At 39.0% G+C, this 22571-nt stretch carries 28 protein-coding genes; 23 read left to right on the top strand and 5 right to left on the bottom strand.

From position 1 onward, the window contains the following. The first annotated feature begins 8 nt into the window (after positions 1 to 8). The 18 genes from Q0W26_RS06520 (at position 9) to Q0W26_RS06605 (ending at position 13023) form a co-directional block, all read left to right on the top strand. Entirely contained in the window at positions 9 to 401 is a 393-nt protein-coding gene (locus tag Q0W26_RS06520; protein WP_298523504.1) for a 30S ribosomal protein S11, read from the top strand. 15 nt (positions 402 to 416) lie between these two features. Continuing rightward, complete coding sequence (locus Q0W26_RS06525; protein WP_298523478.1) at positions 417 to 1220, top strand: DNA-directed RNA polymerase subunit D; 804 nt, start codon at positions 417 to 419, stop codon at positions 1218 to 1220. Next, the gene (locus Q0W26_RS06530; RefSeq protein WP_298523479.1) at positions 1220 to 1585 is read left to right on the top strand and encodes a 50S ribosomal protein L18e; all 366 of its coding nucleotides are present in this window, start codon (positions 1220 to 1222) and stop codon (positions 1583 to 1585) included. The genes Q0W26_RS06525 and Q0W26_RS06530 overlap by 1 nt, the downstream gene beginning before the upstream one ends. 13 nt (positions 1586 to 1598) lie before the next feature. After that, positions 1599 to 2021 (top strand): 50S ribosomal protein L13, encoded by a 423-nt coding sequence (locus Q0W26_RS06535; RefSeq protein ID WP_298523480.1) that lies wholly within the window; start codon positions 1599 to 1601, stop codon positions 2019 to 2021. Positions 2022 to 2040: 19 nt separating this feature from the next. Then, a complete protein-coding gene (locus Q0W26_RS06540; protein WP_298523481.1) occupies positions 2041 to 2442 on the top strand; it encodes a 30S ribosomal protein S9 in 402 nt (133 codons plus the stop codon). Between the two features lie 48 nt (positions 2443 to 2490). Beyond that, positions 2491 to 2661: a DNA-directed RNA polymerase subunit N gene (locus tag Q0W26_RS06545; RefSeq protein WP_298523482.1), complete on the top strand. Its 171-nt coding sequence runs from the start codon at positions 2491 to 2493 to the stop codon at positions 2659 to 2661. Positions 2662 to 2733: 72 nt separating this feature from the next. Further along, positions 2734 to 2916, top strand: a complete 183-nt coding sequence (locus Q0W26_RS06550) for a DNA-directed RNA polymerase subunit K (protein ID WP_298523505.1) — start codon at positions 2734 to 2736, stop codon at positions 2914 to 2916. A gap of 133 nt (positions 2917 to 3049) precedes the next feature. After that, the gene (eno, locus tag Q0W26_RS06555) at positions 3050 to 4294 is read left to right on the top strand and encodes a phosphopyruvate hydratase (protein ID WP_298523483.1); all 1245 of its coding nucleotides are present in this window, start codon (positions 3050 to 3052) and stop codon (positions 4292 to 4294) included. A gap of 25 nt (positions 4295 to 4319) precedes the next feature. Further along, positions 4320 to 4514: a 4Fe-4S binding protein gene (locus Q0W26_RS06560; protein WP_298523484.1), complete on the top strand. Its 195-nt coding sequence runs from the start codon at positions 4320 to 4322 to the stop codon at positions 4512 to 4514. Positions 4515 to 4539: 25 nt separating this feature from the next. After that, complete coding sequence (gene rpsB, locus Q0W26_RS06565) at positions 4540 to 5139, top strand: 30S ribosomal protein S2 (RefSeq protein WP_298523485.1); 600 nt, start codon at positions 4540 to 4542, stop codon at positions 5137 to 5139. A gap of 9 nt (positions 5140 to 5148) precedes the next feature. Continuing rightward, positions 5149 to 5997 (top strand): AmmeMemoRadiSam system protein B, encoded by an 849-nt coding sequence (gene amrB / locus Q0W26_RS06570; RefSeq protein WP_298523486.1) that lies wholly within the window; start codon positions 5149 to 5151, stop codon positions 5995 to 5997. A gap of 9 nt (positions 5998 to 6006) precedes the next feature. Continuing rightward, the gene (gene mvk, locus Q0W26_RS06575) at positions 6007 to 6969 is read left to right on the top strand and encodes a mevalonate kinase (RefSeq protein WP_298523487.1); all 963 of its coding nucleotides are present in this window, start codon (positions 6007 to 6009) and stop codon (positions 6967 to 6969) included. Positions 6970 to 6973: 4 nt separating this feature from the next. Continuing rightward, positions 6974 to 7774, top strand: a complete 801-nt coding sequence (locus tag Q0W26_RS06580; protein WP_298523488.1) for an isopentenyl phosphate kinase — start codon at positions 6974 to 6976, stop codon at positions 7772 to 7774. Between the two features lie 4 nt (positions 7775 to 7778). Next, entirely contained in the window at positions 7779 to 8825 is a 1047-nt protein-coding gene (gene fni, locus Q0W26_RS06585; protein WP_298523489.1) for a type 2 isopentenyl-diphosphate Delta-isomerase, read from the top strand. Positions 8826 to 8828: 3 nt separating this feature from the next. After that, the gene (locus Q0W26_RS06590; protein WP_298523490.1) at positions 8829 to 10172 is read left to right on the top strand and encodes an RNase J family beta-CASP ribonuclease; all 1344 of its coding nucleotides are present in this window, start codon (positions 8829 to 8831) and stop codon (positions 10170 to 10172) included. A gap of 11 nt (positions 10173 to 10183) precedes the next feature. Next, positions 10184 to 11164 carry a short chain isoprenyl diphosphate synthase IdsA gene (gene idsA, locus Q0W26_RS06595; RefSeq protein ID WP_298523491.1) on the top strand — a complete coding sequence of 327 codons (981 nt, stop codon included), beginning with the start codon at positions 10184 to 10186 and terminating at the stop codon, positions 11162 to 11164. Between the two features lie 394 nt (positions 11165 to 11558). Further along, on the top strand, positions 11559 to 12173 hold the full coding sequence (locus Q0W26_RS06600; RefSeq protein ID WP_298523492.1) for a hypothetical protein: 615 nt from the start codon (positions 11559 to 11561) through the stop codon (positions 12171 to 12173). Positions 12174 to 12237: 64 nt separating this feature from the next. Next, on the top strand, positions 12238 to 13023 hold the full coding sequence (locus Q0W26_RS06605) for an ADP-ribosylglycohydrolase family protein (protein ID WP_298523493.1): 786 nt from the start codon (positions 12238 to 12240) through the stop codon (positions 13021 to 13023). Here Q0W26_RS06605 and Q0W26_RS06610 read toward each other — a convergent pair. Further along, the gene (locus tag Q0W26_RS06610; RefSeq protein WP_298523494.1) at positions 13014 to 13796 is read right to left on the bottom strand and encodes a TrmB family transcriptional regulator; all 783 of its coding nucleotides are present in this window, start codon (positions 13794 to 13796) and stop codon (positions 13014 to 13016) included. The genes Q0W26_RS06605 and Q0W26_RS06610 overlap by 10 nt on opposite strands. Positions 13797 to 13920: 124 nt before the next feature. Here Q0W26_RS06610 and hcp point away from each other — a divergent pair, with 124 nt between their 5' ends. Both hcp and Q0W26_RS06620 read left to right on the top strand, forming a co-directional pair. Beyond that, entirely contained in the window at positions 13921 to 15228 is a 1308-nt protein-coding gene (gene hcp, locus Q0W26_RS06615) for a hydroxylamine reductase (RefSeq protein ID WP_298523495.1), read from the top strand. A gap of 3 nt (positions 15229 to 15231) precedes the next feature. Beyond that, the gene (locus Q0W26_RS06620) at positions 15232 to 15561 is read left to right on the top strand and encodes a cupin domain-containing protein (protein ID WP_298523496.1); all 330 of its coding nucleotides are present in this window, start codon (positions 15232 to 15234) and stop codon (positions 15559 to 15561) included. Between the two features lie 249 nt (positions 15562 to 15810). On the opposite strand, the gene Q0W26_RS06625 is transcribed toward Q0W26_RS06620, so the two are convergent. The 4 genes from Q0W26_RS06625 to Q0W26_RS06640 form a co-directional block, all read right to left on the bottom strand. Beyond that, complete coding sequence (locus Q0W26_RS06625; RefSeq protein ID WP_298523497.1) at positions 15811 to 16281, bottom strand: hypothetical protein; 471 nt, start codon at positions 16279 to 16281, stop codon at positions 15811 to 15813. Further along, positions 16278 to 16739 (bottom strand): DUF3990 domain-containing protein, encoded by a 462-nt coding sequence (locus tag Q0W26_RS06630; protein WP_298523498.1) that lies wholly within the window; start codon positions 16737 to 16739, stop codon positions 16278 to 16280. The genes Q0W26_RS06625 and Q0W26_RS06630 overlap by 4 nt, the downstream gene beginning before the upstream one ends. A 660-nt stretch (positions 16740 to 17399) precedes the next feature. Beyond that, complete coding sequence (locus Q0W26_RS06635; protein ID WP_298523499.1) at positions 17400 to 18212, bottom strand: class I SAM-dependent methyltransferase; 813 nt, start codon at positions 18210 to 18212, stop codon at positions 17400 to 17402. 2 nt (positions 18213 to 18214) lie between these two features. Next, positions 18215 to 19225 carry an aldo/keto reductase gene (locus Q0W26_RS06640; RefSeq protein WP_298523500.1) on the bottom strand — a complete coding sequence of 337 codons (1011 nt, stop codon included), beginning with the start codon at positions 19223 to 19225 and terminating at the stop codon, positions 18215 to 18217. A gap of 96 nt (positions 19226 to 19321) precedes the next feature. Here Q0W26_RS06640 and Q0W26_RS06645 point away from each other — a divergent pair, with 96 nt between their 5' ends. The 3 genes from Q0W26_RS06645 to Q0W26_RS06655 all read left to right on the top strand — a co-directional run bounded on the left by Q0W26_RS06645 (position 19322) and on the right by Q0W26_RS06655 (position 22313). Continuing rightward, positions 19322 to 20992, top strand: a complete 1671-nt coding sequence (locus Q0W26_RS06645) for a glutamate--tRNA ligase (RefSeq protein ID WP_298523501.1) — start codon at positions 19322 to 19324, stop codon at positions 20990 to 20992. A gap of 8 nt (positions 20993 to 21000) precedes the next feature. After that, positions 21001 to 21468: a hypothetical protein gene (locus Q0W26_RS06650; RefSeq protein ID WP_298523502.1), complete on the top strand. Its 468-nt coding sequence runs from the start codon at positions 21001 to 21003 to the stop codon at positions 21466 to 21468. 215 nt (positions 21469 to 21683) lie between these two features. Continuing rightward, positions 21684 to 22313, top strand: a complete 630-nt coding sequence (locus tag Q0W26_RS06655; protein ID WP_298523503.1) for a hypothetical protein — start codon at positions 21684 to 21686, stop codon at positions 22311 to 22313. Positions 22314 to 22571 lie beyond the last annotated feature (258 nt).

The raw sequence follows: 22571 nt of genomic DNA on the forward strand, positions 1-22571 counted from the left end.
GTGTAACTATGGCAAAAGATGAAAAATGGGGTATAGCTAATATTTACTCATCATTCAATAACACTATTATTACTGTAACAGATATTACTGGTGCTGAAACTATTTCACAATGGTCTGGTGGAAGAGTTGTACGTGCAGACAGACAACAAGCTTCACCTTTCGCAGCTATGGCTGCAGCAACCAGAATAGCTGATGATGCTAAAGAAAAAGGATTTATTGGTTTACATATTAAAGTAAGAGCTCCTGGTGGAAACGGACCTAGAAGTCCTGGACCTGGTGCACAAGCTACCATCCGTGCTTTAGCAAGAGCTGGAATTAAAATAGGAAAAATCGAAGATATCACTCCTATCCCTCACGACGGTACTGGAAGACCTGGTGGTAAAAGAGGAAGAAGAGTATAGATGGAAGGGTTTAATATGGAGATAGAAGTTAAAAGTCAAAGCGATAATGAAATGGTTTTCATTGTTCGTGATGCAGAAGTGCCTTTCATCAATGCTATCAGAAGATGTGCAATGGTTAATGTGCCTAAGATAGCTATTGAAGATGTAAACATTATCAGAAATGATTCTGCAATGTTTAATGAGGTGCTTGCTCATAGACTAGGATTAACTCCTTTGGTTTCCGATCTCGATGCTCTCGAAGGCATGTCACTGCCTGAAGATGACGATTGGGACGTATATGAAAACGGAATCATGTTCAGTTTGAATGAAGTGGGACCTAAAGTAGTTTATTCAAAGGATTTAATATCTTCAGACTCAAAAATTAAACCAGTATACGACACAATTCCTTTAGTAAAACTTAAAGAAGATGAAGTGCTCAATATTGAGGCAGTCGCAAAAGTAGGATACGGTAAGGAACACGCAAAATGGATGCCTACAACCGTATGCGCATACAAGCAATATCCTGAAATCACATTCAACGAGGATGAGGAAATTGACTACGACTGTGCACTTGCATGTCCTCGCGGAGTATTGAAATCCGATAGAAGATCCAAGAAAATCAAGATTTTGGATATTGAAAACTGTACCATGTGCAAAAGCTGCGTAAGAGCTTCAGCAAACGGTTACATTAACGTTGGATTCCGTGAAAATGACTTCATATTCAGAATTGAAACAGATGGAGCTATGCCTCCTAAGGAAGTTTTATTAAAAGCTTGTGATGTATTAGGTGAAAAAGCTGATAAGTTTATCCAATTTAGTGAAGAAGGAGGAAGTAAATAATGGTTAAGAAAATAGTAAAAACAAATCCTAACCTTGTTGAACTTATTAATAAACTTTATGAACAATCAAGAAACGAAGATGCAGCTATTTGGAAAGATGTTGCTCAAAGGCTTGAAAGGTCTAATAGAAGAACCGCTGAAGTAAATTTATCCGATATTGCAAGATATGCTGAAGCAGGCGAAACTATTTTAGTACCTGGTAAAGTTTTATCAAACGGTAATTTAGAAGAAAAAGTAGATGTTGTAGCATTTAAATTCTCAGCTCAAGCACAGGAAAAAATCGAAAGTGCTGGTGGAGAATGCATCTCAATTGATGAGATAATCGAATCAAATCCTAAAGGATCAAACATTAGGATCATAGAATAAGTAGGGTGTTATTATGATTATTGATGGAGAAGGATGCGTTTTAGGAAGATTAGCTAGTGTAACTAGTAAAAATCTTTTAGAAGGCGAAGAAGTAGTAATTCTCAATGCTGAAAAAATTATGTTAACTGGAAACAAGGATTGGGCTTATGCTAAATACAAACAAAGAGTTGACAGGGCAAGTATTTCTAACCCTCGTGACTTAGGTCCTAAATATCCTAGAAGGCCTGACGACATATTTAGAAGAACTGTAAGAGGAATGTTACCTTTCAAAAAATCAAAAGGTAAAACCGCATACAAAGGCTTGAAAGCTTTCGTAGGCGTACCTGCAGAATATGCAGATGCTGAACTCACATCAGTTCCTGAAGCAGAATACAAAAACATTAAAAAAGGTATCGAACTCGGAGAAATCTCCAAACTTTTAGGAGCTACCTTTTAGATAAAATGGATGTGTGATTATGGTTAAAGTTATTCATACAAGTGGAAAACGTAAAACAGCTATCGCAAGAGGCACTGTTCAGGAAGGAACCGGTAAAGTTAGAATCAACAGAGTTCCTTTAGAACTTTATTCCCCTGAGCTTGCAAGATTAAAATTACAAGAACCATTAACTTTAGCTGGAGATTTAGCTAATGAAGTTGATTTCAACATCAAAGTTATTGGTGGAGGAGTAATGGGTCAAGCTGAAGCTGCACGTATGGTAATTGCAAAAGGACTCGTACAATGGTCTCAAGATATGGATTTAAAAGAAAAATTCATCCAATACGACAGAACCATGTTAGTAGGTGACCCAAGACGTTCAGAACCTAAAAAATACGGTGGTCCTGGAGCAAGAGCACGTAAACAAAAAAGTTACAGATAATTACTCTGTACCTTTAATATTTTATTTAAATTAAAAAAGATGATATAAATGATTCCTATTAGATGCTTAAGTTGTGGAAAGCCGGTATCTGCCTACTTTGACGAATACACCAAAAGGGTGGCTGCCGGAGAAAAGTCAAAAGATGTTTTGGATGACTTAGGTTTAACTAGATACTGTTGCAGAAGAATGCTGATTTCCCATGTGGAAACCTGGGAATGATTCTGCCGGTATGGGATGTTATATTTTAAATATAATCTTGGTAAAATAGTGCCTAATAACGGAGTAATTTTCATGAATGTTGATAAAAAATTAACAAGGTTTGAAAGAGCTAGACTTCTTGGAGCTAGAGCGATTCAAATTTCCATGGGCGCAAAGCCTTTGGTTGAAATCAAGGATTCCCTTGATCCAATCGACATAGCTTATGAGGAGTTGAAAGCTGGAGTTTTACCATTAGATGTTATCAGAGATGAATAGATAATCAATCTATTTACTCTCATAATTTATTTAAAAAAATAAAAAATACCAACATAACTCTATAAAGAAACTTACTGCTTTTTTAGAGTATAGATTATGTGGTAACAAATTAAATGACACTGAGGTGTTTTTTTTGGATAGTGTAATAGAAGATGTCCAAGTTCGTAAGATTTTGGACAGCAGAGGTAATCCAACCATTGAAGTGGATATAGTCACTTGGAATGGTTTTGGTAGAGCTGCTGCACCGAGCGGAGCCAGCACAGGTTCAAGGGAAGTGGTGTCTTTTCCAGAAGGCGGAGTAGATTTGGTAGTCCGTGAAATGGAAGATTTCATAGCTTCCGAATTGATTGGTATGGATGCTGAAGACATAGCTACCATAGATGAGGTCCTCAAGGAAATCGATGGTACAGAAAACTTCTCAGCTATCGGTGGAAATACCACTGTAGCGATATCCATGGCTGTAGCAAAGGCCGCTGCGAAATCTTATAACATGCCGCTTTACAAGTATCTTGGCGGAAATCTGGTTAATGAATTGCCTTATCCTTTAGGAAACATGATGAACGGAGGCGCACATGCAGGCGTCAATGCACCTGACATACAGGAATTCCTTGTCGTGCCGATCGGTGCTTCAAACGTTTGCGAAGCAATATTTGCAAATGCCGCAGTTCACAAAAAACTGAAGGAACTGATTCAGACCAAAGATGCCAATTTCACAGGCGGCAAAGGAGATGAAGGAGGATGGGTGCCGAACATCACAAACGATGCAGCTTTGGAAATACAGGCCAGGGCATGCGAAGAGGTTGGCGATGAAATCGGTATTGAGATAAGGCCTTCTTTAGACATGGCAGCTTCTGAATTGTGGAATGCAGATGAGCAAAAATACGTTTATGCTCAAGATGGTGTCAAAAGAGACACCGGAGATCAAATTGATTTCGTAAAAGATATCATTGATACTTACAAAATGTTTTATGTAGAAGACCCATTCGACGAATCTGATTTCAAAGGATTTTCCGAGTTGACTTCCAAAGTAGGGGATAAATGTTTAGTTTGCGGAGATGACCTGTTCGTAACCAACAAGGAACTGTTGGCCAAGGGAATAGAATGCAATGCCGCAAATGCAATTATCATCAAGCCTAACCAGATCGGTTCATTGACCGAAACCTATGCTACTGTAAAGCTTGCAAAGGAAAACGGCATTGTTCCTGTTGTATCCCACAGGTCTGGCGAGACAACTGATGAGACTATCGCACACCTGGCTGTAGGTTTTGCATCTCCAATGATCAAGACCGGAGCCATAGGTGGTGAAAGGATAGCGAAATTAAACGAACTTATCCGCATTGAAGAGGAACTTCCAAATCCGAAGATGGGTGAATTCTAGTAATACGTTAAAGGGAGTGAGTTTAATGGCTAAAGTAACTATTGATTATGATAAATGCGATGGTGCTGACTGTGCAGAATGTTCTGACGTTTGCCCAATGGAAGTTTTAGTTCTTGAAGGAGATAAAATAACTATTAACAATCCAGAAGACTGCAGTTATTGTGAAGTATGTATGGACGTATGTCCTAACGAATGTATAGAAATTGAAGATGACGATTAAATATAATAAAAAAAGGTGATTATTAATGACTAACGAACTTTTAATTGATTTAGACAACTATTTAGCAGCAGGTTTACATATCGGAACCCAACAAAAAACTAGCGATATGGAAAAATACATTTTCAGAGTAAGATCTGACGGTTTATATGTTTTAGACATTCAAAAAACTGATGAAAGAATCAGACAAATTGCAAAACTCTTAGCAAAATACGACCCAGAAGACATTTTAGTAGTAGCAACCAGACAATACGGTCAGGCTCCTGTTAAAAAATTCGGTGAAATCACCGGCGCAAAAACCATTCCTGGAAGATTCATTCCTGGAACATTAACAAACCCAAATTACGCCAAATTCATCGAACCAAAAATCATTGTTGTAACTGACCCAAGGTCTGACTCACAAGCTATTTTAGAATCCAAACAAAACGGTATTCCTGTAATTGCATTATGTGATACAGAAAACTTACTCAGTTTTGTTGACATCGCTGTACCTGTAAACAACAAAGGTAGAAAAGCTATCGCTTTGGTTTACTGGTTACTTGCAAGACAAATCTTAAGAGAAAGAGGCGACATCCCAGAAGATGGTGACTTAGATATCGAAGCAACCGACTTTGAACTTAAATTCTAAATGAGTTAAATGTTAAGAAAACCTGCTGTTGCCGGAGCATTTTATCCGGATAATCCCGAAATCCTTGCACGGACAATAGAAAATTGTTTCCTAGATGATTTTGGCGTCGGCGAAATACCTCACATGGGCAAATTCGAAGGCACAGACTATCCGATAAACATAATGGTTCCTCATGCAGGTTATCAATATTCAGGTGCAGTAGCCTCTCATGGCTACTCCAAATTAGTTCAAAATGGTTTTCCTGAAGTTTTTATTATATTAAGTCCTAACCACACAGGTTTCGGTACTGAAATCTCAGTGTTCAATGATGGTGAGTGGGAAACTCCGCTGGGGATTGTGCAAGTCGACAGCGAATTTGCAGATGCCATTATTTCGAATTCAAATATTGCATCAGCCGACTTTTCAGCCCACCTTCGCGAACACAGCATAGAGGTTCAGCTGCCGTTCCTGCAATACTTCTCAAATGACTTCAAGATAGTTCCTGTTACTATGGGATCTCAGAACTTCACTGCTTCAAGCGACCTTGCAAAGGCAATTTTCGATGCTGCAGGTGAACTTGGCAGGTCATATGCGGTAATCGCAAGCACTGATTTGTCTCACTTCAACAATCAGGAAAAGGCAAACAAGGTTGACGGTTTTGTACTTGAAGACATCAGTGAAATGAACGAATTCAAGCTTTTTGAGGAAGTAATCCAGTATAACATTACCATGTGCGGTTACGGTCCGGTAATGACAGCCATTCTGGTTTCCAAAATGTCTGATAAAACAGATTGCGAGATTTTGGAGTATAAAACCAGCGGTGACGTTACGGGGGACTTGACTTCAGTAGTAGGTTATGCTTCAGGTGTTTTTAGATAAGGTGTATTTATGATTGCTAAAGCTTCAGCCCCTGCAAAGGCAATTCTTTTCGGTGAACATTCCGTCGTTTACGACGAGCCGGCCATAGCGGGAGCTGTCAATAAGAGAGCTTACATTACCATTAAGGAGTCAGAGGACGACAGGTCCATTTTCAGAGCTCCAAACATTAATTTTGAAGCAGAACTTCTTACACGTGAAAAGAAGTATAGTTTATTGAAAGGAAAACCTGGTATTATCAGATATATTTTAGAATCTCTTTATAGGGCACACGACCATACTCCAATCGACATTACATTGTCATCCAATGTTCCTATCGGTTCAGGACTTGGTTCATCTGCCGCAGTTACCGTAGCTACACTGGCTGCATTATACAGATATCACAACGTTCGCTTCAACAAGAAATCCCTGGCCCATGACGCTCACATGGTGGAGCAGGCAGTTCAGGGAGTTGCAAGCCCTCTTGACACTTTGGTTTCCACTTACGGTGGAATGGTTTATCTGTCAAGAAACAAAAAGGTTGAGCATTTCAACGTCAATTTCAATGTTCCTTTCGTTGTAGGTTACACAACCAAGCATGGAAACACTGGAAAGATGGTAAAGGACGTACGTTCCCTTAAAAACAGGAATCCGAAAATCATCAATCCCGTAATTTCAGCTATGGGCAATCTGACCAATTACGCGAAGCAGGCAATATTGAAAAGGGACTTCAATAAGGTTGGTGAACTGATGAATATCAACCACGGATTTTTAGACGTTTTAGGCGTCAACACTTTGGAATTGTCCAGAATGGTTTATAATGCAAGGGAAGCAGGAGCTATAGGTTCCAAAACCACCGGTGCAGGTGGAGGGGGAAGCATTATAGCGCTTTGCCCAGGCAAGGTTGAACAAGTCGCTGAAGCTATTGAAAAGGATGATAATGTCTTAAAGATTCATTTCACTCGTAAAGGAGTTTCTTCAAGGGTTTATAAGTGATTTTATGATTATTTTAAAAATTGGTGGAAGCATTCTTACCAATAAGGATTCTGCCGAAAGCGAAATCGACGGCGAATCCCTTAAAAGGATTGCAGGTGAGATTAAATCTTCACTTGACGTGTCAGACAAAAAATTGATTATTGTTCATGGTGCGGGATCATTCGGACATCCTCCTGCAAAGGAATACAGGATTGGCGAATCATTCGACAAGGCGGAATACCCGCAAAAAAGAATCGGATTTTGCAAGACTCAAAACGCAGTTAAAAAGTTAAACATGCTCATTTGCGAAGCCTTCATCGAAGAAGGGCTTCCTGTCGTTGCAATTCCAGCTTCAAGTTTCATGACTGCTTCCGGCAAAAGGATTACCGAAGGCAATCTGGAATTTTTCAACAAATATCTCGACAAGGGTTTCATCCCGGTCATATACGGAGATGTTGTTCTTGACAGCGAACTTGAAATCTGTGTGATTTCAGGAGACCAGTTGATTCAGTATCTTGCAGTCAATCTCTCTGCAGACAGAGTTATTTTAGGAACCGACGTGGATGGAGTCTACAACAAAAACCCGAAAACACATGACGATGCAATATTTTTCGACAGGTTCTCCTCACTCGAGGACTTGGACACCCTGGAAGGAACCACAAACGTTGACGTTACAGGCGGAATGATTGGAAAAATCAAGGAACTTTTATATTTAGCAGATTTGGGAATCGAATCTAAAATAATAAATGCTGAAATTAAGGACAACATTTTTAAGGTGTTGGAAGGTGAAGAAGTAAAGGGAACTGTAATTTCAAGGGGAAATTAGACATATGATTTCAGATAGAAAACTAGAGCATTTATTGATTTGTGAAAATTATGATGTAGAGTTTAAAAACAAGACAAACGGATTTGAAGACATTGAACTCATCCATAATGTGCTTCCGGAAGTGGATAAAAATGAAATAGACTTATCAACCACAGCTTTCGGTAAAAAATTAGACTCACCTTTATTCATTACTGCAATCACCGGCGGCCATCCTGCCGCAAAATCAATCAACCGGCAATTGGCAATAGCAGCCGAAAACAACAACATCGCTTTGGGAGTAGGATCCCAGAGGGCTGCATGTGAGCATCCTGAACTTGAAGACACATACACTGTCGTCAGGGAAAACGCTCCAAACTGTCTGCTTGTTGGAAACATCGGCGCGCCACAACTCAATCTGGCCGAAAAGGCTGTAGAAATACTGGATGCAGATATTCTGGCAATCCATCTCAACCCTCTTCAGGAATCAATTCAGCCTGAAGGTGATTTGGATGCAAGAGGATTCACTGAACTAATCAGTCAGATTACCGATTCAGTGGACATTCCTGTGCTTGCAAAGGAAACAGGATGTGGGATATCCTCAGAATCAGCCAAGATATTGGTCGAAGCAGGTGTGGATTTCATTGACATCGAGGGAGCAGGCGGAACCAGCTGGGCTGCCGTTGAAACATACAGGGCTGAAGACAAATATTTCGGAGAGCTCTTTTGGGACTGGGGAATTCCAACTGCAATAAGCACTGCTGAAGTTGTAAATGCAGTCGATGTTCCTGTAATCTCATCAGGAGGAATAAGAAACGGTCTTGAAGCTGCAAAAGCAATAGCTCTCGGTGCGGATGCCGTAGGTATGGCATTGCCGTTTTTAAAGAATTGCTCATCACAGGAAAAGCTTAATGAATTTATTAGCAGATTCAATGATTCACTTAGAATCGCAATGTTTTTAGTTGGAGCTAACAGCATTGAAGAATTAAAACAATCTAATTTAGTCATTCGAGGAAAAACAAGGGAGTGGCTTAATGAAAGAGGAATCAACACTAAAAATTATTCAAGGAGATGAAACATGAGCGTAGAAGTAATCGCTATAGGCGGATATCAAGAAGTCGGGAAAAACATGACTGCTGTCAGGATAGGAGAAGACGTTGTGATCTTCGATATGGGAATCCACCTTGACAGGATCAGTATGCACGAAGATACTGATATTGATAGAATGCATAGCCTAGACTTAATCGAAAGGGGAGTAATTCCGGACGACACCTTAATGAAAGACGTGGACGGTAAGGTAAAAGGAATTGTATTCTCCCACGGTCACCTGGACCACATAGGTGCAGTGGCCAAATTGGCGCACAGATATGATGCGCCATTAATCGGAACACCATATACTGCCGCTTTAATCGAAAAACAGATAAAAGGGGAACGTAAATTTAAAGTAGAAAACCCAATCAAACCATTAAATCCGGGAAACAAAATGAAACTGTCCAAAGACATCACTTTGGAATTTGTCCAATCAACACACAGTATTCCTCAAGCAGTATTTCCGGTATTGCACACTTCAGAAGGAATAATCGTTTACGCATTGGATTTCAAATTTGACAATCATCAGAAAGTATCTCCACCGCCTGACTACAGAAGACTTAAAGAGCTTGGAAGGGAAGGAGTGCTTGCATTAATCGTTGAGACAACCAACGCTAAAAATTACAATGAAGTTAAAACCCATTCCGAAAGAATTGCAAGAAACATCCTGGAGGACGTAATGAAAGGACCTCTCCAGGAGAAAAGCGGAATGATTGTAACCACATTTTCATCACACGTTGAACGTGTACAGGCCATTGCAGACATTGCAAAGAAAAGCCACAGGGAAATATTCTTCCTTGGCAGATCAATGGAAAGGTTCTGTGGAATCGCACAGAAGCTTGGAATCCTGAAATTACCGAAAAACGCCAGCATCTACGGTTCTCCTAAAGCCGTAAACAAGGCTTTGATGAAAGCCGATGAAGACAGGGCAAACTATCTTTTGGTAACTACAGGTCACCAGGGTGAACCTGACGCATTGCTTCCAAGAATTGCAAATGGCAGAACTCCATTCAACATCAAGAAAGGAGACAATGTTATCATTTCAGCACCTATCATTCCAAACCCTACCAATGCGGCCAACAGGCACATCATGGAAAGGAGATTGAAGACAAAAGGTGCAAGAATTTATCCGAACGCTCACGTTTCCGGACACGCTGGAAGGGAAGACCACAGGGAATTTTTACGTATGTTGAAACCACAGCATATCATACCGGCACACGGAGACTTATCAATGCTTGCGGCTTACGCTGAACTTGCCGAAGAAGAAGGCTACAGAATAGGATATGACATCCATATTTTAAGAAACGCACAAGCGCAAGTTTTTAAAACTTAAGAGGGATATTTATGAGTGATGTAAAAGAAGTACTCGGGAATTATTCAACCGACATTACAAAAACAATTGAAGAGGAATTGGCCACTATTACTCCGGAAAACCTTGCTGAAGCATCAGTTTACCTTACAAGAGCCGGAGGAAAAATGCTCAGGCCTGCCTTGACTTTGATTGTTGCCGAAGCTGTTGGAGGAAAACGTGAAAACGCTTTGAAATCAGCAGCTGCAATCGAACTGATTCACACATTTTCACTTATCCATGACGATATCATGGATGATGACGACATGAGAAGAGGAATGCCTTCCGTTCATAAGGTCTGGGGCGAAGACGTCGCAATCCTTGCTGGAGATACATTGTTCTCAAAGGCTTTTGAAATAATCATCGGAACCGAAGGAACCACTTCAGAGCAGAACAACAAGGCACTGGCCACCGTTGCAGACGCATGTGTGAAAATCTGTGAAGGTCAGGCTTCAGACATGGGCTTTGAAGACAGGTTTGACGTGACAGAAGATGAATACATGGAAATGATTTTCAAAAAGACAGGTGCATTGATTGCTGCAGCTACAAAAGTAGGGGCAGTCATGGGCGGTGCATCAGATGAAGTCATTGATGCAATGTATGAATACGGCCGTCTTATAGGTCTTGCTTTCCAGATTCAGGATGACTACCTTGACCTTGCTTCCGATGAGGAGACATTAGGTAAGCCAATCGGTTCAGACATCGGAAAAGGAAAGATGACAATCATTGCAATAAAAGGTTTGGCGAATGTTGAAGATGACAGATTGCTTGAAATATTAAAAGCCAGTGAAAACTCACAGGATGAGATAGATGAAGCGATTGAAATCTTAACAAATTGTGGTGCCATTGAATATGCTCGCAATTTGGCACTGGAATCTGTTGACCAAGCTAAAGAAGTACTTGAAATATTGCCGGATTCTTCATCTAAACAGGTACTTGAAAACATTGCTGATTTTGTACTTGAGAGAAGCGCATAATTTCTCTCATTTTTCAACTTTTTTTGGGTTCCGGGCCATGCCCGAAACCGCATATTTTTATGCTAGATTTTGTGAAGTAGTTCTTGGAAATTCCTATATGTTTCGGTAACTATAGTATATGAATTATATTTAAGGAGTGTGTCGAAATGAACTTTTCCAGATTAACATATAGAGATTTCCGTGTTTATGATAATATTAGATATTATTGGCTATAATTATGTTTTAGAAATTATATAACTCTTTTTCTTTGCTCCCAGTACAATTTTACACTGTCACGGCAATTTTACGAAGCCAGAACAATTATTATTTATACTTTATGGGCAAGGTAATGGCAATATTTAAACATTGTGATTAACATATATTAATATGATAAGTAAATTATGGTGAAAGAAAAATGAAGATGCAATCAAAAATTTTGGTAGTGTTTCTCATTTTGGCATTTCTTTTAAGCGTTGCCGGCGTTTCGGCCAGTGAAATCAATGATACTTCACTGTCAATGGCAGAAGACAGTCAAAATGATACAGTTTTAGAGTCTAGCGACAGTGAGGAAGTTTTGAATGCAGCCGACGATAACTCTTCAGATCCTGTACTTTCCATGGAAGTTTCAGGAAACTTCAATACCACTGTGGTGGTCAACAGTTCATCTAAAGATGTAAAATCATCAGTTGCAATGTCAGGGCAGGTATTGAAAAGTTCATACGGAAAGCTGAAAAAAGTGACATTGAAATCAAAGTACAACAAGTATGTTACAAAAAAGGTTGGAAAATACAAAATTCAGGTCTACAAGTGGAAAGGATATATGCTTGGAGGATTGAACATTTACCTGACCAAATATGGAAAATATGTAAAGAGCTCAGCATTTCTAACCAGAGCCTACTTCAAGATGAACGGAAAATGGCGTTGGAGCAGTTGGTCACATGCTTCAAGCGGTTATACGTTTTACCACCACTATGCTGTAAGTAATGGCGTAAAAATCACAAAGGTTCAAGTAAAATTCCGCTACAGGTAGGAATTTTTACTTTTTCTATTTTTTTTAGATAAGTTTATTAACTTCGTAAACACAATATAATAATATGAAAGGAATAATAGGTGCAATTTGCGGAGACATAATAGGTTCAACCAGAGAACGTAATCCTCTAAAAACCAAGGATTTTGAGTTGTACCCTCCAAGATCCACATTCACTGATGACACAATACTGACATTGGCGGTTGCAAGATGGCTATGTCAGGACAAGGACTCTCAGGATGTGCTGGTTGAAAACCTGCAGACTTTTGGAAATGAATATCCTTATGGAGGATATGGCGGACGCTTTCACCGTTGGCTTGCTCAGGAAAACCCTCAGCCTTATCAAAGCTGGGCAAACGGTTCAGCAATGCGTGTTTCACCATGCGCATGGGTTGCTGAAACTTTAGAGGAAGCGCAGGATCTGGCAAAAAGGTCAGCTATCGTGACTCACGACCATCCCGAAGGAATAAAAGGAGCATTGGCGACATGCGATGCAATCTATCTTGCAAGGATTGGTGCAACCAACGAGGAAATCAAAGACCACATCGAAATCAGATATGAGTATGATTTGAGCAGGACTCTGGATGAGATAAGGCCGACCTATTCGTTTGACGTGTCATGTGCAGGCAGCGTTCCGGAATCGATAATCTGCTTTTTGGAATCCGAAGACTTTGAGGACACCATAAGAAATGCTGTATCTTTAGGCGGTGATACTGACACTCAGGCAGCCATTGCAGGAAGCATTGCTTCAGCACGTTGGGATGTTCCAAAAGACATTGCCGATGAGGCTTTAGACAGGCTGGATGATTATCTTTATGATGCCTATCTGGAATTTCAGGAAAACTATTTCTGATTTTTCTTTTTATTTTTAATTTTTTTAAGCTGGTTCAAGAAACGTTCATCGTAGTTTTTGGCAATTTCCTCATATTTGTTCCAGATTCCGATTGCGGTTTCGGGAATCACGCTTCTTTTGTCTTGCGTAAACTTGGTGTAGGTATGCATCATCTCTTTTGAATCTGAAATCATCATTTTAACGAATGGGATGTCTGCCTTTTGGATATTGATGTCGGCCTCCTTGAAGAGTTTTATGATGTTTATTTCCTCATCGTTAATGTAGCAGGTAGGTGATGCCAGGATATTCACTTCAAGGTTTTTCCTGTTTTTCAATGCCTTGATTAGTGCTTCCCCTTCTCCCTCAAAGAGAAATCCTATTCTCAGGTTGATTGTTTTTTTTGCTCTTTTTATGATTTCAACTTCCTGGTTGATGATCTTTTCAACGCCGTAGATTCTCCATATCGGAGCCTGAACCTGAATCATTCCGTTTTCATAGACATTGGTCAGTCTTGTTATTGTGTCGTCCAATTCTGAATCTATCTTTTCCTTTTCACGGCCCAATACATCAACAGGAGATTTGACGATGTATGTAAGTGGTCTTCCGTCCTCGATTTCTATGAAATCCTTTTCATTCAACTTCTTTAAAACATCATAGATTTTGCTTCGGGGAATGTTTGACTTTTCTGACACCTCTACTGCAGTTGCCTGAATCAGTGATGTCAGTGTCACATATGCCTGCGCCTCATACAATGTAAGTCCGATTCCTTTCAAGATTGCTATATTCTCGTCCATGATATTTACTATAATCTTGATGTTATATAAAAGTTTACTACTTTTAACCCTTAAATAGTGACAAAATCTTTAAATACCTTTCAAATATAATTTTAATCAACGACTTATAAAAGAGGTTATTAAAATGACTGAAGGATTAGATATGTTTTGTTATCAATGTTCCCAGACCGCTCATGGTACCGGATGTACTGTAAGTGGAGTTTGTGGTAAAAAACCGACCGTAGCAAGATTGCAGGATAACTTAATCTTTACTATGAAAGGAATCAGTGCATACAATTATAATGCAAATGTTTTAGGTGCATACGACAAGGAAATCGATGCATTTCTAACCAAAGGATTATACACCACATTAACCAACGTCAATTTTGATGTAAATGATCTTGTTGCACTTGCTCTTGAAGCTGGTGAAAAAAGTGTGGCTGTAATGAGATTACTCAAAGACGCTCACATCGCTGCTTTTGGAGAACCACAGCCAGTTGAAGTGAAAGTAGGTGCTCAGGAAGGACCGGCAATCATTGTTACAGGTCACGACCTAAAAGCATTGGAAGAATTGTTGAAACAGGTTGAAGGAACCGACATCAAGGTCTACACCCACTCCGAAATGCTGCCTGCTCACGGATATCCTGGATTAAACAAATACGAAAACCTTGCAGGACAGTTAGGTGGAGCATGGCACGACCAAAGAGCAGTATTCAAAAAATACAATGCAGCAATTGTTGCAACCAGTAACTGCGTGCTTCCTGCATTGGACGCTTACAAGGAAAGGATGTTCACCATGGATGTGGCAAAACTTGAAGGCGTAAAAACAATTGATGAATATGATTTCTCACAAGTCATCGAATGCGCCAAATCATTAGGCGGCCTTGAAGCTGAAGAATTGACCACAATAACTACCGGTTGGAGCGCAGGTGCTATTGTAGAACACGCTGATGCAATCAAAAAATTGGTCGAAGAAGGCAAAATCAGAAGATTCTTCGTAGTCGGAGGATGTGACAAAGCCGCAAAACACAATGACTACTACAGGGAATTTGTAGCAAACCTTCCTCAAGACACTGTCATCCTGACTTTAGCATGCGGAAAATACAAATTCAACGACCTTGACTTAGGGGACATCGAAGGAATCCCAAGACTGTTGGATGTAGGTCAATGTAACGACACAATCGTTGCAGTGGATGTTGCTGTAGCATTATGTGAACTGTTCGGAATGGAACTTAATGACCTTCCTTTGACTATTGTTCTCAGTTGGATGGAACAAAAGGCGGCTGCAGTACTCTGGGCATTGCTGTACCTTGGAAAAACTGACATGTGGATTGGCCCTGTACTTCCGGCATGGTGTAACGAAGATATCCTGAATGTCTTGGTTGAAAACTATAACCTGACTCCAACATCTGGAGATGCAATAGCAGACATTAAAACAATTATGGGGGAATAGGTTATGAGTGGGGATATTAAGGCAAAAGCTTTAGATATCCAAAAGTTAGTCGAATATCAGGACGATACTGTAGTTAGTCGTGAAGTAATCAAAAAGGAATTGGGAACAGTCACTTTCTTTGCCTTTGATCAGGGTCAGGGATTGTCTGAGCACTCAGCTCCGTTTGATGCAATGGTTCAGGTCATTGACGGTGAAGCCGAAATTACAATTTCAGGTGAAGTCAACACTGTTAAGGCAGGTGAGATTATCATCATGCCTGCAAACGAACCTCACGCGCTACAAGCTAAAAACAGTCCATATAAAATGATCTTAACCATGATTAAAAGTGAGTAATATAGTAATGTGGTTTAGGTTTGTCTCATATTAAAAGACAACCTTTATCATATTTATTTTCAGCACGGAGAAAAATCTGAAGTTTTTAGTTAATTACTTGCTCCTACATTATTCTGTGACTTATTTTTTCACTTAATCGATAGGTTTACAAATATCAGTTTATATTCCTTTATTACATTAAAAAGATGTTTGGATTTTTCTCTGTTTATACTATTTTTAGGTGATTTTTAACTTTATATTATTTTAATTTTAAAAACCTCGGTTTTGATAAGCTCGGGCTATCACATAGGAAGGTTCATAGAAAGCACTGCAGTTATAATTATCTATCACATCACATATTTCATCATTATATACTCTTATAATGCCATCCACATAATCCTCTTTGGAGGATAGAGTATTTACAATTAGACGTTGATATACTGCGCCCATATCAAGTGGTGTTGGAATGATTGTGGCAAGTTCCTTATCAACAATGGTAATATCATAATCTCCATTTTCAAGTTCATAGTCATTAATCCAATCTGCTTCCACTTTCAAAGGATTTTCACAATGTAGGACTTCTGCACAGCTAATCAGATGATATAGTCCCTCTCTTCCAATTGTATTTACAACATATTTATTTTTTTGTTTTAAATTTCTTGCCACTCTTTCTATCATGTAACAAATAAAGTATAAATCATTGATTTCAATATCTTCATCTGGAAAATATTTGTTTTTCATAATGTTTCACTTCCTTTAAATGTTAATGTTTCAAGTGCTTTTTCAGTGTTAAAGCAAATTTGATGGGTTGGATAATTAAATTTCACCAGTTCCCAGAATGCTTCTCTTGAAATGTTGCCTTCGATAAATCCTTCAATGAAATTCCAAATTTGATCATCTGCCATAGGCCCTTCCACTATATCATAGTTATGTTCTATGCCCTTTCGACAACTTACAATGAAATTCAACCATTCTTCACACATTTCGTTAAACTTCAGAACGTTTAAATCAGCATTTGGCACATATTCATAGAAGTTTACAACTGATTCTCCTTTTTTTGTCATAGCCCAACGTTTTGCTTGCTTTTCAAATAGGGTGCAGTAAAAGCCATAACCAAAATCCTTATAAAAACCATTCTGTAGAATGCGCGGAAAATGCACTTCCACATTACTTCCATGATATAATATATTTTTATCCATATGACAACATCTTATTTTTTAATATTTTAATATTCTCATGAACTCAAAATTTGAACACTTACTTCCTGGTGAAATTAACTTCCTGTAATTTCATAATTATAATTTTGTTTAATTAATATATGCTATTTTTCGCATATAAATTTTCCCCAATGTCTGCAACGGGAAAGCTAACTAATGCGGTTAAGTAAACTTGAGAAGATTAATGATTCCCGTTTTATTACTTATTCTAATAACTATTTATCCTGTAAAATGCTCATTTTTTAAAAATTGTGGAGCTTTTTCATAAAATTCTATTTTAAGATTTACTTCATATGTAAATTACTATTTGTGTGCCTACTGTTGAGTTCACTATCGGTAAAAATGTTTTCAAATTCGGCGACAAAGTTATTTTTAAGTTCAATCATATAAAAATAAGGTTGATTTTAAATTATGGCTTATGAGGTTCTTTTAAATTGTAAAAGATTTAAACTAATGTTTGATAATATCATTTGTAGACATAATCTAGACCATGATAAAAAGTGATTAATTTCATTTTATTCATTTTCTTTTTTGGCGATAATATGGCATGGCGTTGCATAGTATGCGATTGTGTCATTGAAGGCGATGAATTGCCTGAAAATTTTGAAGAAGTAAATGAATAGTATTTCAAATACTTCACCTCTATTTTTTCCACCAAACCATTATCCAATCGGCCTTGTCCTTGACGTTATAGTACTTTCCTGTTTTCTCATCATAAGTGAGGATCCTTTCAAGATAATCTCTCAAAAGCTCTTTTTGCTCATCGGAATAAAGGTCAAGGCGGAACTTGCCGTTGTCTATTGCCTCATCGATGCTGTCGTATTGGCGGTAGTTGTTCAAGTCAAACCTTTCGATGTTTGCATAGATTCCCATGTTGTATAATATGTTGAAGAAGTAGTTGTAGTCCGGAAAGTCTTCCGTTTTGATTCCGAGTTCCCTGTCGAAGTCCTTTTCTATCTTTTTGTTTTCAGGCCCAAAAATGGTTATGAAGACGTATTTGTTGGCTATTTTATCCAATTCACGCAAAACGTCAGTGATAGGAATGATTCCGTTGAGGGATCTTGAGCATACTACAACGTCGACATCGCCTATTTCGCCGTAGCTAATCTCTTCAATAGGTTTCAGTATTGTTTCTATATTGTCAATGTCATTGTCTGTGGCTCTTTTTTCGAGGTATTCGAGCATTTTCGGTGATGAATCAACGCCGATTACCTTTTTCACCCTTTTGGCCAGGGGAACAGTAATTGACCCTTCGCCGCATCCAACATCAAGGACGGTGTCGTTTTCATCCAGCTTCAGCATGTCGAAGAGTGCTGTCTGGTAGTCTTCCTTTCTTGTCCTTTTGAAAAATCCTGGTGCCGCATCATCCCAGTTCTTGTTTATCTTGCCTTCAAGCCTTTCAGCCCAAAACTCCTCCCATTTGACTTCATTCGGGTTTTCAATGCATTGCTTCATCTTCACACCTTTGTCTTTCCGGAGAGGATATTCTTATAATCTTCATAGTTTTCTTTCAGAAGTCTTGGAATGTCCAGCTCATATGGGCAGTTGTCAACGCAGGAACAGCATTCAATGCAGTTTTCCGTTTCAGCCATTGTTTTTTGCCATTCTTCGGTTAAATGGGGTTCTGTCGGAAATCTCCTGACCCAAAGTGACATTCTTGCACAGATATTAATTTTTATTCCTTCAGGACATGGCATGCAGTATCCGCAGCCTCTGCAGAAGTTTTCTCCAAGTTCCATTTTGTCGTTTTCAATGAGTGACATCAAATCATCATTTAGAATAGTATTCTCGTCATATGAGAGGAATTCATCAAGTTCTGAGATTTTCTGGATTCCCCAAATCGGCAGGACATTGTCGAACTGGTTCAGGAATGCGAAGCTTGCTTTTGAATTTGTTATCAGCCCTCCGCCCATGGCCTTCATAGCAATGAAGCCGACATCCAAATCTTTGCATTTGTTGACCAGCTCTATCTCTTCATCGCCGCTTAAATATGAAAAAGGATATTGCAGGGTTTCATAAAGTCCGCTTTCAATAGCTTCATGGGCAAATGTGATTTTATGGGTTGTTATTCCGATGTGTCTCACCATTCCCTTTTTCTTAGCTTCAAGCATGGCCTTGTATAATCCGTCATCCTCTTTTGGAACAAAGGAGATGTTGTGGAATTGATACAAGTCCAGGTAATCTGTTTTTAAGCTTTCAAGGGAGGTTTCCAAATCGCTCCAAAAGTCATCTACAGTTTCAGCTCCTGTTTTGCTTGCAAGATAAATCTTTTCACGGGGGATGTCCTCAAAGGCATTTCCCATCTTCTCTTCACTGTCAGTATAAAAGTGTGCGGTATCGTAAAAATTGATTCCGTTGTCATATGCCTTCTTAAGTATTTCAACAGCTTCATCCATATTGCATCTCTGAATCGGAAGCGCTCCAAATCCGTTTTTGTTCACTTCTAAATTGGTTTTGCCAAGTCTCATTATGTCAAGCCCCTATAATTCTTAATGTTTATATATCTTCAATAAGATAAATAATATTGCTTATTTTTATGAATTTATTGAATTAGTGATGATTATATGAATGATTTGGAAGAAATTGTCTATAAACATGCCCTGCTCAATGCGGCCAAACATAAGGGGTCTGCAAATCCCGGAGCCGTAATGGGTTCAATCATGGCAAACGAACCTGAACTGAGAAGTAAGGCAAAGGAAATCGGACCGATGTCCGGAAAGATTGTAGCAAAGGTAAACGCATTAAGTCCCGAAGAGCAGGCAAATGAAATGGAAAAGTTAGGCATTGTTGTAGAAGACAAAAAGCCGAAAGCAAAAGAGGTTGGCCTGCAGGAACTTCCGGGAACTCATGAAAACATTGTTTTGAGATTTGCGCCAAATCCAAGCGGACCATTGCACATCGGACACTCCCGTGCTGCTGTTCCTAACGGGGAATATGTAAAAAGGCATAACGGCAAACTGATATTGAGAATCGAAGACACCGACCCTAAAAGGGTATATGAACCTGCCTATGAAATGATTCCCGAGGACCTTGAATGGCTGGGAGTCAAAGCGGATGAAATTATTTACCAATCCGACAGGTTTGAAACCTATTATGATTACGCCCGCCAGATGATTGAAAAGGGTGCGGCATACATGTGTACCTGTGACGGTGCAACCTTCAAGGAGCTTAAGGACAACTGCAAAGCATGTCCGTGCAGAGACAATTCCGTTGAAGAGAACCTGGAATTGTGGGACAAGTTCGATACAATGGAAGCTGGGGAAGCTGTTTTAAGGGTTAAAACTGACATCAACCACAAGAACCCTGCAATCCGTGACTGGGTAGCTATGAGGCTTGTTGACGAAATCCACCCACGCCTCGGCACAAAATACCGGATATATCCTATGATGAACTTCTCAGTTGCAGTGGATGACCATCTCATGGGACTGACTCACGTATTGAGGGGAAAGGACCATTTGGCAAACACTGAAAAGCAGAAGTACCTCTACGACCACATGGGTTGGGATGTGCCTGAATACATCCACTACGGAAGGCTCAAGATGGAAGACATTGCATTAAGCACCTCAAAGGCCAAGGAAGGAATAGAAAACGGAACATACTCAGGATGGGACGACCCAAGACTTGGAACATTAAGGGCTATTGCAAGACGTGGAATAGATCCTAAAACAATATATGAACTAATCATTGAAATGGGAGTCAAGATGGCGGACTCAGCAATCAGCTGGAAAAAGATCTATGGTTTGAACCGCAACTTCCTCGAACCGATTGCAAACAGGTATTTCTTCTGCGAAGAGCCAGTGGAAATCACTGTTGACGGTTATGCTGACGGCAGGATTGATGTCGAAAGACCGCTTCACGCAGACCATCCTGATAGAGGAAACAGGATATTGCCGTTTGACGGTAATGCTTATTTGGCTAAAGATGACATTAAAGACGGCATGTTCAGACTTATGGATGCAGTAAATGTCGACATTAACGGTGATGAAATCAAATATCACTCCACATCCTTTGAGGATGCACGTGATGCAAAGGCAAGAATCATCCAATGGGTTCCTGTAGATGAAAACGTCAATGTCAAAATCGTCATGGATGATGCATCAGTCAAAACCGGTTTGGGAGAATCCGCATTAAATGATTTGAAAGTCGGTGATGTGGTGCAGTTTGAAAGGGTAGGATTTGCACGTCTAGATGAGATTGCAGACGATGGACTGATATTCTACTATGCGCATAAATAGGTGATTTTGTGACACTTTTCTCAAACGGTTTTTCAACACTTAAAATGCCTGAAGGTTATGACCAGATTCCTCCAAAGGATGAGTTTACAGACCTTTATCTGGTAAACACTGCAATTCCAATGTCCATTAAGTTTTCAACAACCCCTACATTGTCAGGGCTTCCGGAAATAATGGAAGGAATTGAAAACAACCTAAAAAACAACGATAAGATTGAAATTGTAGCATCAGATTTCACTGTCATAAACGGAAAGATTTTCTACATGATAGTCTCAGCATTTTCCGACGGCGAAAATCAAATCAGACGTAATGAATTTTTATATGTGGAAGATGACAATCTCTACATTTTCGAATTCACCTATCCGTATGCTGACAGGGAATTGGATGATTTCTATTTGGACATTATCCGTTCATTAAAGATTATCGTTCCGAAATACATTGTCGAGAACGGAAGCTACAGACTGAATAAGGAAGAGTAACTTCTTTCTTAACTTTTTTTTTATTTGGCTGATTTTGACATTACCATTGACATATAGCGATTTTGGTTGTGATTTTCTTTGGGAATATATTTTTGAAATGTCTGCCGTTAATGTTAAACACAAATTATATCACTCATTCATAATATATTGATATTCATGGATAACATGAAGCATTCAATACTGGTTTTACTTGCAATTGTATGATTCTTATTTCTGTGTCTGTGATTAGTGCAGATGAGGATTTACAGCTTTCAGCTGAGGATAGGACATTTTCTGCGATGGGGAATAGTGTAGGATATTCTCAGGACAGCTTTCTTCATGCAATTCTTACCCGTGATGCCAATGCGCAGCTGATGCAGTTTGAGGTTGAAAACCTAAACAATCCGACAGAATACAATGTCACTATCTCCGAAAGCGATTACGATCAATTGAAAGTGGCTAAAAACAATGGCGAGATAAAGGAAATTCAAATAAAAACCAACCAGTCTGTCATCGTCAAGCAGCCAATCATTGAAAATTACACAAAGGAGATTTTTTCAAAGGAATACTATGACGAGGAAAGTTTTGAAAAGGATTTAAAAACTCTAGAAGATAAGTTCATCTTTGACAGTGATGCTGAGGTAAACGTCACCAATCATACAAATCCGTCAAATGGCAAGGATTATAAGAAAATCACTGTCAATAAAACATTTTATGTCGTTAAATCATTTGTTGATTGTCCTGAGCAGATTACTGCCCATGTCGTTGTAAATGATATGCAGGCAGATGGCAAGGATTGGGTCTTTTTCAATGCCCAAAGTCTGGGAATAGGTGGAGTTTTGGCTTCGGACCATATTGATATTTGAGCCAATTAATTTTTAAAAATCGTCTAATTTGAAGTTGCATTTTACTTTAATACTGCCATCATAAAATGACAGTTGTTAATGTTAACTTATGTTTTTCTTAATTGATTTTCACATTACCATCAACGTTTTCCATTTTTTAACTGTATTTCATTTTGGGATATATATCACATTCTACTTTTTACCTGTTTTTTACAAATTCCAATCGTTAAGAGTGCGACCCACAATTATAATACTTAATAGGTTATTTGTATTATTAAT

The sequence above is a fragment of the uncultured Methanobrevibacter sp. genome, from assembly GCF_947169325.1.
In the GTDB taxonomy this organism is placed as follows: domain Archaea; phylum Methanobacteriota; class Methanobacteria; order Methanobacteriales; family Methanobacteriaceae; genus Methanocatella.

What these genes read in the sequence shown, in the direction of transcription:
- Q0W26_RS06605 (WP_298523493.1), top strand. Translation starts at nt 12,238, where the DNA reads ATGAAAGGAATAATAGGTGCAATTTGCGGAGACATAATAGGTTCAACC.
- Q0W26_RS06525 (WP_298523478.1), top strand. Translation starts at nt 417, where the DNA reads ATGGAGATAGAAGTTAAAAGTCAAAGCGATAATGAAATGGTTTTCATT.
- Q0W26_RS06635 (WP_298523499.1), bottom strand. Translation starts at nt 18,212, where the DNA reads ATGAAGCAATGCATTGAAAACCCGAATGAAGTCAAATGGGAGGAGTTT.
- Q0W26_RS06535 (WP_298523480.1), top strand. Translation starts at nt 1,599, where the DNA reads ATGATTATTGATGGAGAAGGATGCGTTTTAGGAAGATTAGCTAGTGTA.
- rpsB (WP_298523485.1), top strand. Translation starts at nt 4,540, where the DNA reads ATGACTAACGAACTTTTAATTGATTTAGACAACTATTTAGCAGCAGGT.
- idsA (WP_298523491.1), top strand. Translation starts at nt 10,184, where the DNA reads ATGAGTGATGTAAAAGAAGTACTCGGGAATTATTCAACCGACATTACA.
- amrB (WP_298523486.1), top strand. Translation starts at nt 5,149, where the DNA reads ATGTTAAGAAAACCTGCTGTTGCCGGAGCATTTTATCCGGATAATCCC.
- Q0W26_RS06530 (WP_298523479.1), top strand. Translation starts at nt 1,220, where the DNA reads ATGGTTAAGAAAATAGTAAAAACAAATCCTAACCTTGTTGAACTTATT.
- hcp (WP_298523495.1), top strand. Translation starts at nt 13,921, where the DNA reads ATGACTGAAGGATTAGATATGTTTTGTTATCAATGTTCCCAGACCGCT.
- Q0W26_RS06600 (WP_298523492.1), top strand. Translation starts at nt 11,559, where the DNA reads ATGAAGATGCAATCAAAAATTTTGGTAGTGTTTCTCATTTTGGCATTT.
- Q0W26_RS06640 (WP_298523500.1), bottom strand. Translation starts at nt 19,225, where the DNA reads ATGAGACTTGGCAAAACCAATTTAGAAGTGAACAAAAACGGATTTGGA.
- mvk (WP_298523487.1), top strand. Translation starts at nt 6,007, where the DNA reads ATGATTGCTAAAGCTTCAGCCCCTGCAAAGGCAATTCTTTTCGGTGAA.
- Q0W26_RS06560 (WP_298523484.1), top strand. Translation starts at nt 4,320, where the DNA reads ATGGCTAAAGTAACTATTGATTATGATAAATGCGATGGTGCTGACTGT.
- Q0W26_RS06520 (WP_298523504.1), top strand. Translation starts at nt 9, where the DNA reads ATGGCAAAAGATGAAAAATGGGGTATAGCTAATATTTACTCATCATTC.
- Q0W26_RS06645 (WP_298523501.1), top strand. Translation starts at nt 19,322, where the DNA reads ATGAATGATTTGGAAGAAATTGTCTATAAACATGCCCTGCTCAATGCG.
- Q0W26_RS06590 (WP_298523490.1), top strand. Translation starts at nt 8,829, where the DNA reads ATGAGCGTAGAAGTAATCGCTATAGGCGGATATCAAGAAGTCGGGAAA.
- Q0W26_RS06580 (WP_298523488.1), top strand. Translation starts at nt 6,974, where the DNA reads ATGATTATTTTAAAAATTGGTGGAAGCATTCTTACCAATAAGGATTCT.
- Q0W26_RS06620 (WP_298523496.1), top strand. Translation starts at nt 15,232, where the DNA reads ATGAGTGGGGATATTAAGGCAAAAGCTTTAGATATCCAAAAGTTAGTC.
- Q0W26_RS06545 (WP_298523482.1), top strand. Translation starts at nt 2,491, where the DNA reads ATGATTCCTATTAGATGCTTAAGTTGTGGAAAGCCGGTATCTGCCTAC.
- Q0W26_RS06550 (WP_298523505.1), top strand. Translation starts at nt 2,734, where the DNA reads ATGAATGTTGATAAAAAATTAACAAGGTTTGAAAGAGCTAGACTTCTT.
- fni (WP_298523489.1), top strand. Translation starts at nt 7,779, where the DNA reads ATGATTTCAGATAGAAAACTAGAGCATTTATTGATTTGTGAAAATTAT.
- Q0W26_RS06540 (WP_298523481.1), top strand. Translation starts at nt 2,041, where the DNA reads ATGGTTAAAGTTATTCATACAAGTGGAAAACGTAAAACAGCTATCGCA.
- Q0W26_RS06610 (WP_298523494.1), bottom strand. Translation starts at nt 13,796, where the DNA reads ATGGACGAGAATATAGCAATCTTGAAAGGAATCGGACTTACATTGTAT.
- Q0W26_RS06625 (WP_298523497.1), bottom strand. Translation starts at nt 16,281, where the DNA reads ATGAAAAACAAATATTTTCCAGATGAAGATATTGAAATCAATGATTTA.
- Q0W26_RS06630 (WP_298523498.1), bottom strand. Translation starts at nt 16,739, where the DNA reads ATGGATAAAAATATATTATATCATGGAAGTAATGTGGAAGTGCATTTT.